Source organism: Curtobacterium sp. MWU13-2055 (genome assembly GCF_023242305.1).
In the GTDB taxonomy this organism is placed as follows: domain Bacteria; phylum Actinomycetota; class Actinomycetes; order Actinomycetales; family Microbacteriaceae; genus Curtobacterium.
On sequence record NZ_JALLIO010000002.1, the window covers coordinates 311,371 to 328,356 of the forward strand.

General features: G+C 71.9%; 12 protein-coding genes. 5 read left to right on the plus strand and 7 right to left on the minus strand.

All coding sequences use genetic code 11. From position 1 onward, the window contains the following. Position 1: 1 nt before the first annotated feature. The gene (locus M4960_RS06225) at positions 2 to 1,423 is read right to left on the minus strand and encodes a glucose-6-phosphate dehydrogenase (protein WP_123291881.1); all 1,422 of its coding nucleotides are present in this window, start codon (positions 1,421 to 1,423) and stop codon (positions 2 to 4) included. A 76-nt stretch (positions 1,424 to 1,499) separates the two neighbouring features. Between M4960_RS06225 and M4960_RS06230 the strand changes: the two genes are divergently transcribed. The 3 genes from M4960_RS06230 to M4960_RS06240 all read left to right on the plus strand — a co-directional run bounded on the left by M4960_RS06230 (position 1,500) and on the right by M4960_RS06240 (position 6,034). Further along, entirely contained in the window at positions 1,500 to 2,657 is a 1,158-nt protein-coding gene (locus M4960_RS06230; RefSeq protein ID WP_173169152.1) for a Gfo/Idh/MocA family protein, read from the plus strand. Next, a complete protein-coding gene (locus M4960_RS06235) occupies positions 2,654 to 3,577 on the plus strand; it encodes a sugar phosphate isomerase/epimerase (RefSeq protein ID WP_248703766.1) in 924 nt (307 codons plus the stop codon). Before M4960_RS06230 ends, M4960_RS06235 begins: the two co-directional genes overlap by 4 nt. A 108-nt stretch (positions 3,578 to 3,685) precedes the next feature. Further along, a complete protein-coding gene (locus M4960_RS06240) occupies positions 3,686 to 6,034 on the plus strand; it encodes a bifunctional UDP-sugar hydrolase/5'-nucleotidase (RefSeq protein WP_248703767.1) in 2,349 nt (782 codons plus the stop codon). A gap of 329 nt (positions 6,035 to 6,363) precedes the next feature. Here the strand turns inward: M4960_RS06240 and efeB are convergent, their stop codons facing one another. The 3 genes from efeB to efeU are packed head-to-tail and all read right to left on the minus strand — an operon-like array spanning position 6,364 to position 10,464. Continuing rightward, positions 6,364 to 7,665, minus strand: coding sequence for an iron uptake transporter deferrochelatase/peroxidase subunit (gene efeB / locus M4960_RS06245; RefSeq protein WP_248703768.1), 1,302 nt, complete (start codon positions 7,663 to 7,665; stop codon positions 6,364 to 6,366). Beyond that, positions 7,662 to 8,882, minus strand: coding sequence for an iron uptake system protein EfeO (efeO, locus tag M4960_RS06250; protein ID WP_248703769.1), 1,221 nt, complete (start codon positions 8,880 to 8,882; stop codon positions 7,662 to 7,664). The genes efeB and efeO overlap by 4 nt, the downstream gene beginning before the upstream one ends. Further along, positions 8,869 to 10,464 carry an iron uptake transporter permease EfeU gene (efeU, locus tag M4960_RS06255; RefSeq protein WP_248703770.1) on the minus strand — a complete coding sequence of 532 codons (1,596 nt, stop codon included), beginning with the start codon at positions 10,462 to 10,464 and terminating at the stop codon, positions 8,869 to 8,871. Before efeU ends, efeO begins: the two co-directional genes overlap by 14 nt. 69 nt (positions 10,465 to 10,533) lie before the next feature. Between efeU and M4960_RS06260 the strand changes: the two genes are divergently transcribed. Together M4960_RS06260 and M4960_RS06265 are read left to right on the plus strand one after the other, a co-directional pair. Continuing rightward, positions 10,534 to 11,319 carry a trimeric intracellular cation channel family protein gene (locus tag M4960_RS06260; RefSeq protein WP_123291876.1) on the plus strand — a complete coding sequence of 262 codons (786 nt, stop codon included), beginning with the start codon at positions 10,534 to 10,536 and terminating at the stop codon, positions 11,317 to 11,319. Positions 11,320 to 11,577: 258 nt separating this feature from the next. Next, a complete protein-coding gene (locus tag M4960_RS06265; RefSeq protein WP_159573171.1) occupies positions 11,578 to 12,186 on the plus strand; it encodes a TetR/AcrR family transcriptional regulator in 609 nt (202 codons plus the stop codon). Between the two features lie 131 nt (positions 12,187 to 12,317). Here M4960_RS06265 and M4960_RS06270 read toward each other — a convergent pair whose 3' ends face one another. The 3 genes from M4960_RS06270 to M4960_RS06280 are packed head-to-tail and all read right to left on the minus strand — an operon-like array spanning position 12,318 to position 16,983. Next, positions 12,318 to 14,663 (minus strand): DUF3488 and transglutaminase-like domain-containing protein, encoded by a 2,346-nt coding sequence (locus tag M4960_RS06270; RefSeq protein WP_248703771.1) that lies wholly within the window; start codon positions 14,661 to 14,663, stop codon positions 12,318 to 12,320. Further along, the gene (locus M4960_RS06275) at positions 14,660 to 15,991 is read right to left on the minus strand and encodes a DUF58 domain-containing protein (RefSeq protein WP_123673877.1); all 1,332 of its coding nucleotides are present in this window, start codon (positions 15,989 to 15,991) and stop codon (positions 14,660 to 14,662) included. The genes M4960_RS06270 and M4960_RS06275 overlap by 4 nt, the downstream gene beginning before the upstream one ends. After that, positions 15,991 to 16,983, minus strand: coding sequence for a MoxR family ATPase (locus tag M4960_RS06280; protein ID WP_235035938.1), 993 nt, complete (start codon positions 16,981 to 16,983; stop codon positions 15,991 to 15,993). Before M4960_RS06280 ends, M4960_RS06275 begins: the two co-directional genes overlap by 1 nt. Between the last annotated feature and the right edge of the window lie 3 nt (positions 16,984 to 16,986).

The window sequence follows — 16,986 nt, forward strand, 5'->3', positions numbered from 1 at the left end:
CTCAGGCGTCGATGTTGTCCCAGTCCTCAGGACCGCTCGACCCGGCCGGGTACTCGTCGAGCGGCGTCGTGCCGGCCTTCCACGCCTCGAGGAACGGTCCGACGACCTTCCAGCCCTGCACGGCACTGTCACCGCGGACCGACAGCGTCGCATCGCCCTCGAGCACACCGGCCAGGACCTCGCCGTAGGCACTGAGCCGTCCGGGGTTGAACGTCGTCTCGAGACTCGTGCGGTCGATCGTGTACGGGTCGCCGGGGCCGTTGACGTTCAGCTCGAGCTGCATCTCGTCCGGGGCGATCCAGATCCGGAGCCGGTCCGGGTGGGCGGCACCGGACAGGCCGACCGGCACCTGCGGGGAGTCCTTGAACGTGATGACGATCTCGCGGCGCTGCTTCGCGAGCGCCTTGCCGGAACGCAGCGTGAAGGGGACGCCGGCCCATCGCCAGTTCGCGATCTCCAGTGTCAGCTGGGCGAGGGTCTCGGTACCGAGCGAGGGGTCGACGCCGTCCTCGTCGGCGTACGACGGCAGCTTGCGGTCGCCGACCGTGCCCGCGGTGTACCGGGCACGCTTACCGGCGGCGACGACGTCGCCGCCCCACGGCCGCACGGCACGCAGCACGAGTTCCTTCTGGGTCCGCAGGTCGTCGGCGTCGATCGACGCCGGCGCCTCCATCGCCACGACCGCCATGACCTGCAGCAGGTGGCTCTGGATCATGTCGGTGAGGGCGCCGGCCTTGTCGTAGTAGCGGGCGCGACCCTCGAGCCCGAGGGTCTCGTCGTACACGATGTCGACGCGTTCGACGTGCTGCGAGGACAGCAGGGGCTCGATGATGCGGTTCGCGAAGCGCAGCCCGATCAGGTTGAGCACCGTCGAACGGCCGAGGAAGTGGTCGACCCGGTGGATGCGCTCCTCGGGGATGAACGAGTGCAGCAGGTCGTTCAGGTGCTCGGCGCTGGCGGCGTCGGTACCGAACGGCTTCTCGAGCGCCAGGCGGGTGCGCTTCGGCAGGTCGAGGTGGGCGAGCTGTTCGCAGCTCTTCTCGGTCACGGCCGGGGGCAGCGCGAAGTAGATCGCGGGGTCGTGGTCGCAGGCTCCGAGCAGCGCGCGCAGGTCGTCGGCGCTCGTGACGTCGGCCTTGCGGTACGAGGACGCGTCGATCACGGCCTGCAGCCGCTCCGACAGCGACGACTCGCCCTCCGCGCCTTCGTCGCCCTCGTTCTTGGACGCCTGCGCGTTCTCGAAGGACTCGCGCACCTGCGCCTTCCAGTCGGCGTCGGAGAGGTCCTCGACACCCGCCCCGATGAGCTGGACGTCCCAGTCGTCCTTGACCTCGAGCAGGGTCGCGAGACCCGGCAGGAGCAGGCGCTTGGACAGGTCGCCGCTGGCTCCGAGGATGAGCAGGCTGGTCTGGAGGCTCGACATGCCTCCGACCGTACTCATCGGCCCCGGTGGACGGCCGGGCCGCTACGGTGGTGACAGTTCGGCGCGAGGGAGCACCATGAGCAGTGGGTACGAAGGACGACGCCTCCGCGTCGTCGTGATCGGCACCGGCATGATCGCGGGGGTCCACGCCCGCGCGGCCCGGGCCGCCGGTGCCGAGGTGCTCGGGGTGCTCGGCCGGAACGCATCGCGCTCCGAGCAGGTCGCGGCGCAACTCGACCTGCCTCGTGGGTACGCCTCGCTCGACGACGTCATCGCGGACGCCCCCGACGTCGTGCACATCTGCACGCCGAACGACCAGCACCACCCGCAGGCGATGGCGGTCATCGCCGCGGGCATCCACGTGGTGTGCGAGAAGCCCCTCGCGATCGACCCGGCACAGGCCGCCGAACTCGTCGCCGCGGCGGCGGACGCCGGTGTCGTCGCCACGGTGCCGTTCGTGTACCGCTACCACCCGATGATCCGTGAGATCCGCGCGCGCATCGCCGACGGCGACCTCGGTCGACTCCTCGCCGTGCACGGCCACTACCTGCAGGACTGGATGCTCGACGAGGACGCCTCGAGCTGGCGGGTCGACCCGACCTCGAGCGGGTTGTCCCGCGCGTTCGCCGACATCGGCTCGCACTGGTGCGACCTGGTCGAGTTCGTCACCGGCGAGCGCTTCGCCTCGGTGTCCGCGGCGACCGACATCGTCTACCCGACCCGCCCCGCGGCCTCGGGGCCGTCGTTCTCCGGCTCGCCGGACCCCGACCCGGTCGCCGACGCCGCGGAACGGGCCGAGGTCACCACCGAGGACACCGCGGTCGCGACGTTCCGCACCGGCACCGGGCGAATCGGCAACGTGGTGATCTCGCAGGTGGCGTCCGGTCGGAAGAACCGCCTGTGGTTCGAGGTCGACGGCACCCGGGGCAGCGCCGCCTTCGACCAGGAACAGCCCGAGTCCGCGTGGTTCGGCAACGAGCGTGGTGCGCAGATCGTCGTGCGCGACCCGTCGCAGGGGTACCCGGACCAGCGGCGTCTGGCGATCGTGCCGTCCGGGCACCCGCAGGGCTACCTCGACGCCTTCGCCGCGTTCGTCGCCGACACCTACACCGCGGTCCGCACCGGTGTGGCCCCCGACGGCCTGCCGACCTTCGCGGACGGCGCACGTTCCGCCGACATCATCGACGCCGTGATCACCAGCGCGGCCGAGACCACGTGGCGGGAGATCCGGTGAAGCTCGGCATGCTGACGGCCTGCCTGCCCGGCTGGTCGCTCGATCGGATCGCCGAGTTCGCGACTGGTCAGGGCTACGAGCGGCTCGAGGTCGGCGTGTGGCCCGGCACCGGTGGCCGCGACTTCGAGGCGGCGCACCTGCCGGTGGCGACGTTCACCGACGAGGACGCCGCTGCGACCCGTGACCTGCTCGACCGCACCGGCCTCGAGATCTCGGCGCTCGCGTACTACGAGAACAACCTGCACCAGGACCTCGCCCGGCGCGAGGAGGTCCGCACCCACCTCAAGCACGCGATCGATGCCGCGCAGGTGCTCGGCGTGCCGTACGTCGGCACGTTCATCGGCCGCGACAACAGCAAGTCGGTGCGGGAGAACATGGCAGAAGGGAACCGGGTCCTCCCCGAGCTCGTCGACTACGCCGGCGAGCGCGGCGTGCGGTTGATCATCGAGAACTGCGTGATGGAGGGCTGGCACCCGGACGGCTACCCCGGCAACCTGGCGTACTCCCCCGAGCTCTGGGGCTGGGTCACCGGCCTCGGCTTCGGTCTGAACTGGGACCCGTCGCACCTGACCTGGATCGGCATCGACCCGGTCGAGACGATCCTGCCGTTCGCCGAGCACATCGTGCACGCGCAGGCGAAGGACCTCGAGCTGTTCCCCCGGAAGCGCGACGCGTACGGGTTCTTCGGCAAGGTCGACAAGGGCGACGACCCGTGGGACATGGGCTGGTGGCGCTTCCGGGTGCCGGGCCGTGGGGTCGTGGACTGGCCGCACGTCGTCGACCGCCTGTACGAAGCGGGGTTCGACGGCACCCTGTCGGTCGAGCACGAGGACCCGCTCTGGGGCGGCACGGACGAGAAGGTCCTCGAAGGGCTGCGCATCGCCCACCGCACGCTCCGCCCCCTCATCGCCGCGGAGTGACGGCACGTCGAGCACGCAGCACGACGGGTGTTGCTCATGTGAACGTCGTGTGACGACTTCGACCCGACACTGGCGGGTCGGCTGTGCGTCCTCATAGGTTCTCCGACGATGAACCTCCACTCCTCTCCGCGCCGCCGACGGCGCATCACCAGCGGCGCGGCCTTCGCCACCGCGGGTGTGCTCGTCGCACTGTCCGTCCCCTCCACCGCCGTCGCCGCCGAGGGCGACACGACGATCGACATCATCGACGTCAACGACTTCCACGGCCGCATCGAGTCCGAGGGCACCGCCGTCGACAAGGCCGCCGGTGCCGCCAAGCTCGCCGGTGTCGTGCAGTCGTACCGCGAGGCCAACCCGAACACGATCTTCGCCAGCGTCGGCGACAACGTCGGTGCCTCGACGTTCACCTCGCTGATCCAGCAGGACGCCCCGACGATCGATGTGCTCAACGCCATGGACCTCGACGTCAGCGCGATCGGCAACCACGAGCTCGACAAGGGCCAGGACGACCTGACCGGGCGCATCGAGGACCGGGCCGACTGGCCCTACGTCTCGGCGAACATCGTCAAGCAGGGCACGACCGACCCCGCGTTCGAGCCGTACTCCATCGTGGAGAAGGGCGGCGTGAAGGTCGGCTTCATCGGCGCGACCACCGAGGACCTCATCCCGGGGCTCGTCAGCCCCGGCGGTGTCGAGGGCCTCGCGATGGCCCCGATCGTCAGCCAGGTCAACAAGTACGCCGACCAGCTCACCGACGGTGTCGACAGCAACGGCGAGGCCGACGTGCTCGTCCTGCTGGTGCACGAGGGTGCTCCCACGAACGCCCTCGCCGACGCGACCGGGTCCGGCGTGTTCGGCACGATCACCTCGGGCGTCTCGTCGAAGGTGTCCGCGATCGTCTCCGCACACACCCACGCGACCTACAACCACCAGATCGCGGGTCCCGACGGCACGACCCGCCCGGTGATCCAGACCGGTTCCTACGGCGTGAACTTCGGACACCTGCAGCTCACCGTCGACGCCGACAAGCAGCTCACCGGCATCACGTCCGAGGTCAAGTCGGTCAACGGTGAGACCCGTGTGCCGGCCGACTCCACCTCGGTGGACGCGGTGGCCGACATCGTGACGGCTGCGAAGGCCGTCGCCGACGTCGAGGGCAGCAAGAAGCTCGGCGAGATCACCGGCGACCTGCGTCGTGCGGTGCAGTCGGACCGCACGACCGAGAACCGCGGCGGCGAGTCCGTCCTGGGCAACTACATCGCCGAAGTGCAGCGCTCCGCGACCGAGCGCAACGGCTCGCAGATCGCCTTCATGAACCCCGGCGGGCTGCGCACGGACATGGTCTACGCGTCGAGCGGCGCCGGCGACCCGGACGGCACCGTGACCTACAAGGAGGCCGCGCTCGTCCAGCCGTTCGCGAACACCCTCGTCACCGAGGACATGACCGGCCAGCAGATCAAGGACGCCCTCGAGCAGCAGTGGCAGCCGGACGGCCTGCCGCGTCCGTTCCTCAAGCTCGGCGTCTCGGACGGCTTCGCGTACACCTACGACCCCGCGAAGGGCCGTGGCGAGCGCATCACCGGCATGACCTTGAACGGCGAGTCGATCGCCCTCGACGACACCCTCAAGGTGACGGTCAACTCGTTCCTGTCGACCGGTGGCGACAACTTCGCCGCCTTCGCGACCGGCGCGAACATCGCCGACTCGGGCCAGGTCGACCTGCAGGCGCAGGTGGACTACTTCCTGGACAACCCGACGGTCACCCCGCCGTCCGACCAGCGTGCCGTCGGCACCACGGTCACGCCGACCCCCGAGGGCGGGTTCCAGCCCGGCGACGAGGTCACGATCGACCTGTCGTCGCTCGTGTTCAGCAGCGACGACCCCGCTGCAGCCGGCACCGTGTCGGTGAGCGCCGGTGACGTCGAGCTCGCCACCGCCGAGATCGACCCGACGATCGTCGACACGAACGACGAGCAGGGTCGCGCGACGCTGACCTTCGCCGTGCCGACCATCGAGTCGTCTGCCGACGCAGCGACGGTCCGGACGGCTGCACGTGCCGCCGCGACGACGGACGAGCCGCTCGTCGTCACCCTGCCGGGCGGCCAGACGATCACGCTCGCCGTGACCATCCCGCTCGCCGCGGCCGTCGACCCGACGGACCCGACCGAGCCCACGGACCCGACCGACCCCACGGACCCGGCTGACCCGGGCGCGGGCAACGGGGACGCCCCGGGTGCCGGCAACGGCAACGCTCCGGGAACGGGCACCGGCACCGGCACGGACCTGGCGGGTGACCCCGCCGACTCCACGAACGCCGGCGGCGACCTCGCCTACACGGGCGCGGACCTGACGGCGCCGGGGATCGCAGCGGGCCTGCTCCTGCTGGCGGGAATCACCGCACTCGTCGCCGTGCGCCGGAAGCGCGCACGGACCGACGCGAGCGTCCAGACGGACTGACACCGGGCCTCCCGTCCGACACGAACGGGCCGTCTCACCACCGTGAGACGGCCCGTTCCGTCGCGCCGGGAGGCACGGATCGCGTCCGGCGCGCACCGCGCGCGGATCCGCTGCCGCGCTCCCTGTCCCATAGCAGCGCTCGCACTGCGGATCCGGGGACCGGCGGGGTACTCTCGGGGCTGTCGCATCGCGACGCGTCGCGCCGGGTCGCCTCTCAGGTCGGCGGTGGTTCCGTTCGACGAGACCCCGCGGCGCGGGTGCCCTCCGCCTCCAGGGAAACGGCGGAGGGCGCCCTCTCCCCCAGCGGCGTCAGCGCGCTCCGGACACCGTCAGCGGAACAGCTGCTCGCCGATGTACGACCCCTTGCGCGGTGCCGGCGGGATCGCGAACACCGCGGACCCGATGTGCGAGACGTACTCGTTCAAGCGGTCCGAGGCGCCGAGCTTCCGCTGCAGCCGGGTGAAGTGCTCCGGGTCGTTCATGTAGGCCAGGAACAGCAGCCCGGCATCGAGCTGGCCGTACTCGTTGAGGCCGTCGGTGTAGTTGTACGGACGACGCAGGATCTTCACGCCGCCGTTCGCCTCGTGGGCGGCCAGGGCGATGTGGGACGTCGCGTCGATCTTCGTGGCACCGTCGCCGTCGGTCGCCGCGAAGTCCGGCGTCGTGTGCTCGGTCCCACCGGACAACGGTGCGCCCTCGATCTTGGTCCGACCGAACACGCGCTGCTGGTCGCTGACGACGTCGGCGTCCCAGATCTCGATGTTCATCCGGATCTTCCGTACCACCTGGTAGGTCCCGCCGGTCATCCACTCCGCGCCGTCGCCCGGGTCGTCGACCCACACGAAGCGGTCGTGGTCCTCGTCCGTCGTGATGTTCCTGGTGCCGTCCTTGAAGCCCATGAGGTTGCGCGGCGTCGTCTGGTGCGGGCCGGCCGACGCACGACCGAAGCCGAGCACGGTCCACCGCACGGTCGCCGTCCCCCGCGCCATCCGGGCCAGGTCGCGGACCGCGTGGTACGCCACCTGCGGGTCGTCGGCGCAGGCCTGCAACGACAGGTCGCCGCCGGTCAGTCCGGCCTGCAGGTTGTCGCTCGGCAGCCGAGGCACGTCGGCGAGATCAGCCGGACGCTTGTCGGCCAGACCGAAGCGCTCGTCGAACACGCCGGGGCCGAACCCCACCGTGACCGTCAGGGACGCCGGGCCGAGGTCGAGCGCCTCACCGGTGTCCGCGCCGACGCCGTCACCGTGCGCGGGCTCGACGCTGCCGACGGTCTTGCCCGCCTGCAGCTGCGCGATCGCCGCGGACCAGCGGGCGAGGAGCACCTGCAGCTCGGTCGCGACGCTGGTGGACAGGTCGAAGGTCATGAAGACGCAGTACCGCTGGGGGGTGGTCTGCACCCCGCCCTGCGGCTGCCGTGCGGCGGTCGCGTAGAACGGGTGGCTCTGGGACAGGTCGATGGACTCGTCACCGTTGGCGGCCGCCGTGAACGGGTTGACCCCCGTCGCGGCCGTCGCGCCGCCGATGCCGACCGCGGCGCCCGCTCCGGCTCCGGCCGCGGCGAGTCCCGCGCCGAACAGCCCGCGCCGGGAGACCCCGGTGCGGGCTGCGCGGTCGTCGTCGGGCTGCGTCACGCGGTGGCGACCTTCTCGGCGAGGCGGGACAGCGGGTCCTGCAGGGCCTGGATCTGCTGCGAGATGCGGTTCGCGTCGGACTTCTTGGTCGCTGCGTCCCACGTGTCGAAGCCGCCGAGGTCGTCGGCGTTGCGGTAGCCGTCCATCATCGTGTTCGTCGCGTCGAACTGCTTCGCGATCTGCTTCGTCAGGGTCGGGTCGAGCTTCGTCAGGCCCGGCTTGAGGTACGCGAAGGCCTGACGGGCACCCTCGACGTTGGCGGCGAGGTCGACGAGGTCGATGTGGCTGTACGCCTCTTCCTCACCGGTGACCTTGTTCGACTGGACCTCCTCGAGCAGGCCGGCGGCGCCGTTCGCCAGGTCCTCGGGCTTGTAGTCGAGCGTCGGGACGAGCTTCGCGAGCAGCTGCACGTTCTCGGTCAGGTCGGCCGCGGTCTTCTTGGTCGACGCGGTGATCTCGCCCGCCTGGAACAGGTCCTTCTCGACGGCGTGGAACCCGCTCCAGCCGACGGCCGGGTCGAGGTTCGAGGCGCGCATGTCGATCAGGTAGTCGAGGTTGCCGGCGTTGTCGGTCGCCTTGTGGCCCTTCTTGACGAAGCCGTCGACGTCGCTCTCGACGTGCTCGTAGAACGGGCGGGCGTTCGCGTAGTCGGTCTTCGCGGCGTCGAGGTCGCCGGCGTCGATGTCCTTCTGCAGGAGTTCGACCGCGGCGACCATGTCGGTGACCTGGCCGTCGACGTAGTCGGCGTAGCCCTTCGTGCCCTCGTCGAGCAGGGTGGCGGCGCTGCTGTTCGCGGTCGAGGTGACCTTGCCCGTGACCGTGAAGTCGGTGAGCTCGGTGTCGGCTCCGGGGCAGTACACCTGGTACTCCCCACCGGTCAGGGTCGCGGTGAACTGCACGGCGTCGAGGCCGGGTGCGAGGTTCTCCTTCTCGCCCAGGATCCGCTGGTCCTGCAGCAGTTCGACCTCGGTGATGGCGGTCGAGGACTCGTTCTTCACCGAGAACGTGACCGGCCCGGCGGGGACCTTCGTCTCGGAGACCTTGCACTGGTCCGAGCCGTCGTTCGTCAGGGTGATGGTGACGCGCGAGACCTTCGCGGCGTCGGTGGAGCTGTCGGAGGCACCGTCGGAGCTCGCGCAACCGGTCAGTGCGAGGGCGGTGACGACGCCGAGGGCGCCGAGGGTGATCAGGGGTCGAACGGGCTTACCGAACGGCATAGTCGTTGCTCCTTGCAGGGTCCCCGGCGGGTGGGCCGCGTGTCGGGACGGTTTCGGGGGTGGGGTTCACGGGTACGGTCCGACGACGGCGGTCACGGAGCGCGAGCAGCGCCTGGGCGGCCGCTGCGACGCCGAGGGCGATCGGCAACCAGGCCTTCCAGAGCAGCAGCTCGGCAGCCCGCGTGTCCGCGGCCGCCACCGCAGTGGCGGACCGCTCGACGCGGGAGTCGGGGACGGACCACACGGAGCGGTCCAGGGTCGTGGTGCGGGCGGACGGGAGGCCCCCACCGCTCAGCGTCAGCACGGTGCGTTCGTCGCGGGTGGCGTCCAGGACCCCACCACGGACCGTCCACAGGGTCACGGTGTCGCGCACCGCCCAGCGGGCGGTGAACGGGCCGGGGTTCGTCGACGGCGAGACGCCGACCGGGATCCGGCCGAACAGGTCGACGAGGTCGTCGAGCGTCAGCGTCGCCGGGCGGTCCGCGGCGGTGGCCGACGTGCGGATCCGCCACCGGTCGGCGGCCACGCCCGCGCGGGTCACGCGGCGGTGGGCCGACGTCGGCAACGTGAGCCGTGCCTCCTGGCCGGTGGTGGTGCCGGCGACGCGGAGGACGCCGGACGCACCGTGGATGTCCGCCGAGACGGACGTGGCGTCGCCGCGGACGGTGGCGGAGCCGGGCAGGTCGACGCCGCCCGTCGGGACGGCGATCGCCAGCGCGGCTGCGGCCACCGCGAGGGCTCCGGCGACGGTGGCGCGGACCATCGGGACGCGTGCCGACGACCGACGCCAGGCGCGGGGCCAGAGCGTCAGGGCGAGGACCGGCACCACGTAGAGGACCCAGCCGAGCACCTCGATCACCCGGGGGTCCGGCGGGATGCCGAGCACGCCCGTGACGAGCGCACCCTGCACCGACCCGTTCGGGGCGAGCCAGGACAGGTCGACGGTCCGCTGCTGCCCGATGACGATCCACCCGGCCTCGTGCGCGCGCCGGAGCACCGTCAGCACGAGCCCGCCGGCGACGAACACCAGGAAGACGCCGGTGCCGGTGAAGAACTTCGACAGGTTCAGCCGGACGCCGCCGGTGTAGATGCCGTAGCCGATGACGACGGCGCCCGCGATGCCGATGACCGCGCCGAGGGCGGCGAGACCGGTGTCCGACGACGCCTGGAAGGTCGCGAGGAGGAAGACCGCGGTCTCGAAGCCCTCCTTGAGCACGGCGAGGAAGGCCATGCCGGCCAGTGCCCACGCGGTGCCGCGGCCGAGCGCCTCGGTCGCGCTCGCCTCGAGTTCCTTGGTCAGGGTGCGCGCGTGGGTGCGCATCCAGACGATCATGCCGGTGACGAAGACCACGGCGACGATGCCGATGATCGCCTCCATGCCCTCCTGCTGCGCCTGCGGCAGGGCCTGCTCGACGACCTGCAGGCCGAACCCGACGCCGATGCTGAGCACGACGGCGACCCCGACGCCGAACCACATGGGGGCGAGGGGGACACGGTTGCGACGCAGGAACGCGGCGATGATGCCGACGATGAGCGTCGCTTCGAGGCCTTCACGGAGGCCGATGACGAGAGTGGCGAGCATGACGTAGGTGAGGCTAACCTAACCGCCGTTCGGCCCGCCAGTCGTTCGGCGTGGGGTTTGATGGTTCTCATGAACCTGCTGTCCGTCGATGGCCTGGCGTCGGTCACGAACGTGCTCGACCTCGCCGGGGTGTTCGCGTCCGCCCTCCTCGGTGGATCGATCGCCCGCGCGATGGACTTCGACCTGTTCGGGTTCCTGGTCGTCGGCTTCGTCTCGGGGCTCGGCGGCGGCATGCTGCGCGACACCCTGCTGCAGAACGGCCCCCCGGTCGCACTCGTCGACCCGCTCTACGTGCCGGTCGCCTTGGCCGGGGCACTCATCGCCTTCTTCGTGTCGTTCTCCGAGATCACCTGGGACCGGTTGTTCACCGTGCTCGACGCCGCGGTGATCGGGTTCTGGGCGGTGGTCGGGGTGCAGCGCACCTACGACGCCGGCTTGGAGTGGCCCGCCGCGATCATCATGGGCACGATCACCGCGGTCGGCGGCGGCGCGATGCGGGACCTGCTGCTCCGCCGAGTGCCAGCGGTGTTCGGCGGGAACGCGCTGTACGCCACTGTGGCCGTCGCGGCGTCGGTCGTCATGGTCGTCGCGTCCGCCCTCGGGTCGCCGTCGATCGGGATCGTGGCCGCGATCGCGCTGTCGCTCGGGCTGCGCTGGGGTGCGGTCCGCCGCGGCTGGGGACTGCCCAACGGTCGTGACTGGCAGCCGAAGTCGACGCTCGGCTCGCTGCTGCGGCGCGGGCGGAGCCTGCGACCCGACGCACTCCGGCTGCTCCGACGCCCCGGACGGCGCACGGGAGCGGGCAGTGTCCGCGAAGAACACGACACGGCAACGGATTCCTCGTTCGACGACTGAGGGGTGTCATCTGTCAGTGCTCCGGCGTAGCATCCCTACCGTCGGGTATCGACCCGGCTCATGTCGTCCGCACCGAACCGACGCGACCCGAACGCGGCGGTTCCGCGCAGACGTGGTGATGGGGGCTTCGCTGATGCCGCGCGTGATCAGACGCGCGGCGCGGCAGGTCTCCCACCCCAAGCTCGCCCGCCCCCAGCTCGCCCGCCCCCAGCTCGCCCGCCCGGGTTCCAGCCCCGGTGCCCCGCCCCGGCAGGAACGATGAACGACGACGTCTCCGACTCCCCCACGCCGCGGACACCACGGGCCGAGGTCCGAGAACGTCTCCTCATCGCCGGCGCTGCCGTCTTCGCCGAACAAGGCGTGCACGGAGCACGTCTCGACGAGGTCGCCGCCCGTGCCGGGTTCAGCAAGGGCGCGGTCTACTCGAACTTCTCGTCGAAGGAGGACCTGCTCGCGCAGGTCATGCAGCGCGGGACGAACCTGGTGCTCGGGTCGCTGCAGGAGCTCATCCGCGCCGACATCGCCGCGGCGGACATCGCGGACGTCGTGCGAGCGGCCTTCGGACGGCACGACCAGCGCGCGCAGTTCGCCCTGCTGTCGGAGTTCCGTGCCTACGCGATCCGACACACCGACCTGCTGCCCGAGTTCGTGCGGCAGCGACGGGTGCTGCAGGACGGCGTGCACGAGCTGGTGCGACTGTGGTTCGGGGCGCACCCGGAGGTCGACGCCGGCATGCCGCTCGACGCCTTCGCCACGGCGCTCGTCGCCGCCAACGTCGGGGTCGTGTTCGACGGGCCCGCGCTGCCGGGGGTCGACCCCGGCGAGGTCATCGCCGCCCTGGTCGAGGCGGTCGTCCGCCGCCGCTGACCGGGCGGCGGCATGGTGCTGCGGCGTGGCGCTCTGGCGTGGTGCTGCGGCGTGGTGCGGCGTTGACCACTCGGTGCGAGCTTGTTGCGCCGCACCGAGTGGCCAACCTCGCACCAGCCGAGACTCCGGGGTCAGGCAGGGCGACGGGAGCGCCGACGGCCCTCGTGCGACCACGCGGACGACGGCAGCAGGCTCGGCGGCAGCAGGCGCGACCGCAGCACCCGTCCACCGGAGACCGAGGTGTCGAGCGCCTCCCGCGCCTGCTGCACGTGCTGCACGAGCGCCTCGCCGTCGACCGCTGCGACCCCGTCAGCCGCGAACCGTTCACGGTCGACGGCGTCGACCACGGCGTCGAGGTGCGGGAGCGCCGAGGCCGGCAGCACCGGACGGAGTCGTCCGAGGACGGCCCGCGCGGTCCGGGCCGCAGCCGCTGCGTCACCGGGTGGTGCCAGCCCCGGGGCGTATCCGTGGTCGGCGACGTCGTCGAGGGCCTCACGCCAGGCGTTCACCGCGGGTGAGCGACCAGCGGCGACGGCCGACAACCGCGACCGCCGTCGGAGCGCTCGGACGAGTCCGGGGGCGATGAGCAACGCGAGGACGAGTGCCGCGCCGAACAGCAGGCCGGCCGGACCGCTGCCGCCCGAGGCACCGGCCGCACCGGGCTGCGCCGACGCCGAGGGGGTCGGCGTCGCCGAGGACTCGGCAGGGGCGGACTGCTCGGGCGCGGGCAGCGGGGACTCGGGCGTCGCGGCGGTCGGGGTCTCCGTGGGTTCGGTCGAGGGCTGCGCTGCCGCGTCGGAGTCCGGCGTGGGCTCGAACGCGACCCAGCCGGCCCCCTTGATGTACAGCTCGGGCCAGGAGTGCAGCTGCCGGTTCGACACCGCGTACTCACCGTCGGGCTGCGCCGCCCCGGCCCGGTACCCCACCGCGATGCGAGACGGGATGCCGAGCGTCCGGGCCATCACGGCCATCGCCGACGAGAAGTGGACGCAGTAGCCCTCGCGCACCTGCAGGAAGGTCGAGACGACGTCCATGCTGTCGCCGTCGTAGCCCTGCTCGACGGGGGCCGTCTCGGAGTAGGTGAACAGGTCGCTGCGGAACCACTGCTCGAGGGCGCGGGCCTGGGCGTAGTCGTCGGACGCGGCCCCGGCCACCCGCTCCGCGGTCGACGTGATGTTCGCGGGCAGGTCCTTCGGCAGCGTCAGGTCGGTCTGCAGCTGGTCGCCGCTCGGCTCGCGGAACCCCCGGCCGTCGGCACGGGACAGGACACCCGAGGCCGCGACGGCGTCGAGGTAAGCGTTCGCGAAGGTCGAGGCACCGTAGACCTCGTAGGTCGCACCGCGCGGCGTGGCCGGACCGGTGGACCGCACGGTGCTCGAGGACCCCATCCAGCGCCACTGCGACAGGTCGAGGTTGGTGGAACGCGACTCGATCGACACCGCCCCGGACGGCACCGGTAGGTACGTGCTCGACAGCCCGGTGATCCGGACCGTGACGTCGCCGCGCGTCGCCAGGCGGGGGTTCACGCCCTCGGCCCACTGCTGTTGGTCGGCGGTGTCGGCCTCGGCGGCGTTCGTCACCGTCGGCACCCAGTCCCCGGTGCCGAACTCGTCCAGGTCGGCGAGCTTGAGGTACTCGGGCTGGCCGTCGGACGACCGGTAGCGGAGCACCTCGAGTTCACTCGGCTGCCGCAGGTCGTTGCCGAGCTCGAGCAGGGTGCCGGGTCGCCCGGGTTGGATCGGCGACTGGATGGCCCCGGTGACGCCGGACAGCCAGCTCGCGTTGAGCGGCACGATCGCGGGCAGGCCGATCGCGACGACGAGCCCGATCGCACCGACGACCGCGGCCGGGACCGCTCGCTGCACGGGTCGGACCGACAGCCACAGCAGGGCGAGGAAGGCGACGGCTGTGGTGATCACGAGCGCGGTGCCCGCCGGCTGTCCGGTGATGATCCCCGGGACGATGAGGATGACGAGTGCCGGCGCGGCGGCGAGCGACGGGATCCGGGCGATCGCGGCGAGGAACAACGAGACGCCCGCCACCCAGGCGATCGACACGGTCACGACCAGTCGGATCGCGTCGGTCTGCGGCAACGGCGCGGGGTTCAGGCGGATGGCGGCGAGCGTCTCGCCCAGCGCTCCGTCGGCGTCGAGCCAGCCGAGGGGTTGCACGTCGTTGACCAGGGCGGCGGCGCACGAGCACAGCACGAGGGTGGCGACGAGTGCCACGAACCGGACCCCGGGGGCCCGGCGACGCACCGCGAGCATGACGGCCACGAGCACCGCGACGACCACGACGCCGGACACCCACCAGGCGGTGCCCTGCACGAGCGGGCGGATCGCGAGCGCGGCGATGAGCACGGGCACCGGGGCGAGCGCGACGACCCAGGTGCTCGGGGTGTCACGGGTGTCGTCGTCGCGGTCCAGGACCTCGCGCACGTCGACGGGCCGGCGCGACGACGCAGCGGCGCCGCTCACCGTGCGGCTCCGGACGCGGTCGCCCCGGCGACCGGCACCACGAGGGTGCGCCAACCACCGCGGTCGAGGATCCCGCGGACCACCGGGTCCGGCGGCACGATCGTCGCCATGATCCCGCGGCTCGATCCGCTCGTCGCCGTCACGAGTTCAGCCGCTTGCTCGGCGGTGCAGTTGCCGGTGACCACCGCGGTCATGCCGTGCACGTCCCGCCCACGCACCTCGGGCAGGACCTCGGTGACCGGACGGGCGTCGCTGCGGAGCCGGACGTCCGCGAGTCCGACGAGCACGTCGGTGAGGCCGCCGACGTCACCGGCGTGCCGGGTGCTGCCCGACGGCCCGTCGCTCACGAGCACGACGCGCGAGGTCCGGGCGGCGAGGGCGCGGGCGACACTGGCGGCGACGACGACCGCGTGTTCGAAGGCCTGGTCACCGCCCAGATCGGACAGCTCGGCCAGGTCCTCACGCCCGAGGCCCTGGTAGGACTCGCGCCGGACGTCGAGCGCGATGACGGCCTCGGGTGGTTGCGCCTGCGTGGTCTGCCGGACGTGCAGTTCGCCGCGGCGAGCACTCTGCGCCCAGTGCACCCGACGGATGGGGTCGCCGGGACGGTACGGCCGGAGTTCGCTGTCGTCGGCGGACCCGCCCTGCCCGACCCGTCCTTCGTCGGCGGAGACGGCCCCGGCGAGGGCACCGGTGTCGATCGCGGCGAGGGGTGCGCTCGCGGGGACGACGACGACCTCTTCTGCCGGCACCACCGGGCGGTCGATCCGGAGCAGGCCGAAGGGGTCCTCGACCCGGATGGTGACGGGTCCGACGAGCGTGCGGCCGCGGTGCATCGCTAGCGCCTCGACGTCGAGCACCGCTGGCGGCAGGCCCGGGCCGACGAGCGCGTAGGTCTCCGCCTCGGACGCACTCGCGAAGGCGTCCTCGAGCTGTTCGCGGACGAGCAGGGTCGACCGCGGGCCGATCGGCAGACTGGTGCTGCCGAGGGTGATCCGCTCGCGGTACACCTCGCCGACCTGCACGATCGCGCGGGCCGTGCTCCGGCTGCCCCGGAGCGGTGCGGCGACCACGAACGCCATCACGATGCCGAGCACGACGAGCACGAGCAGCAGCAGCCCGGCCGAGACGGCGACGCTGGTGGTGCCCACGAGTCCGCCCCCGATCAGCCCGATGCCGATCGCGATGACGGTCCAGCCGCGCACGGTCGGACGGGGGAACGGCGTGCGCCGGAGCAGGGACAGCCCACGGCGGCCGAAGCGCCCGAGCGTCGAGCGCGCGGCACCGGTTCGCCGCAGTAGCGACGACGGTGCCGATCGGCCGGGCATCAGGAGCGGACGGGGGTCGCCGTGAACGGCACGGCGGTGTCGGAGACGATGCGGACGACGATCTCGCGCACGGTGTCCTCGCCCGTGCCACCGAGTCCGCGCGCCACCGGCACGAGCCGGTGGGCGAGCACGATCGGTGCCAGGGCGGCGACGTCGTCCGGCGTGACGAACGGCCGGCCGAGCAACGCCGCGTGGGCACGGGCTGCCTGGGCCAGGTGCAGCGTGGCGCGGGGGCTGGCGCCGAGCACCAGGTCGGGGTGGGTGCGGGTGGAGCGGACGATCGCGATGACGTACGCCTCGACGTCGGGGGCGATGTGGACGTTCGCCACGGCCTCGATGATCCCGCGCAGCGTGGTCACGTCGACGATCGGTCGCAGGTGCGACAGCGGGTCGCCGCCGCCGCGGTTCGCGAGCATCTGCCGTTCGGCGTCGACGCTCGGGTACCCCATCGTGATGCGCGCCATGAAACGGTCACGCTGGGCCTCGGGCAACGGGTAGGTGCCCTCCATGTCGATCGGGTTCTGCGTCGCCACGATCATGAAGGGGCGGTCGAGCAGCCGGGTCACGCCGTCGACCGTGACCTGCGACTCCGCCATCGCCTCGAGCAGGGCGGACTGGGTCTTCGGGCTGGTGCGGTTGATCTCGTCACCGATGACGACGTTCGCGAACACCGGCCCCGGTGAGAACCGGAACGTGCCCGAGGACTGGTCGAAGATGTTCACCCCGGTGACGTCCGACGGCAGCATGTCGGACGTGAACTGGATGCGGTTCACCGAGCCGCCCACCGAGGCGCCGAGTGCCTTCGCCAGGACCGTCTTGCCGACGCCGGGGACGTCCTCGACGAGCAGGTGCCCCTCGGCCAGCATCACGGTGAGGGCGGTGCGGATCGCCTCGGTCTTGCCGTCGATGACCGTCGAGACGGACGCGACGATGGCGTCGCCGACCTCTCGGATGCGCTCGAGGGGGAAGGCGGGGTCGGTCGGCTCCGGCACGCA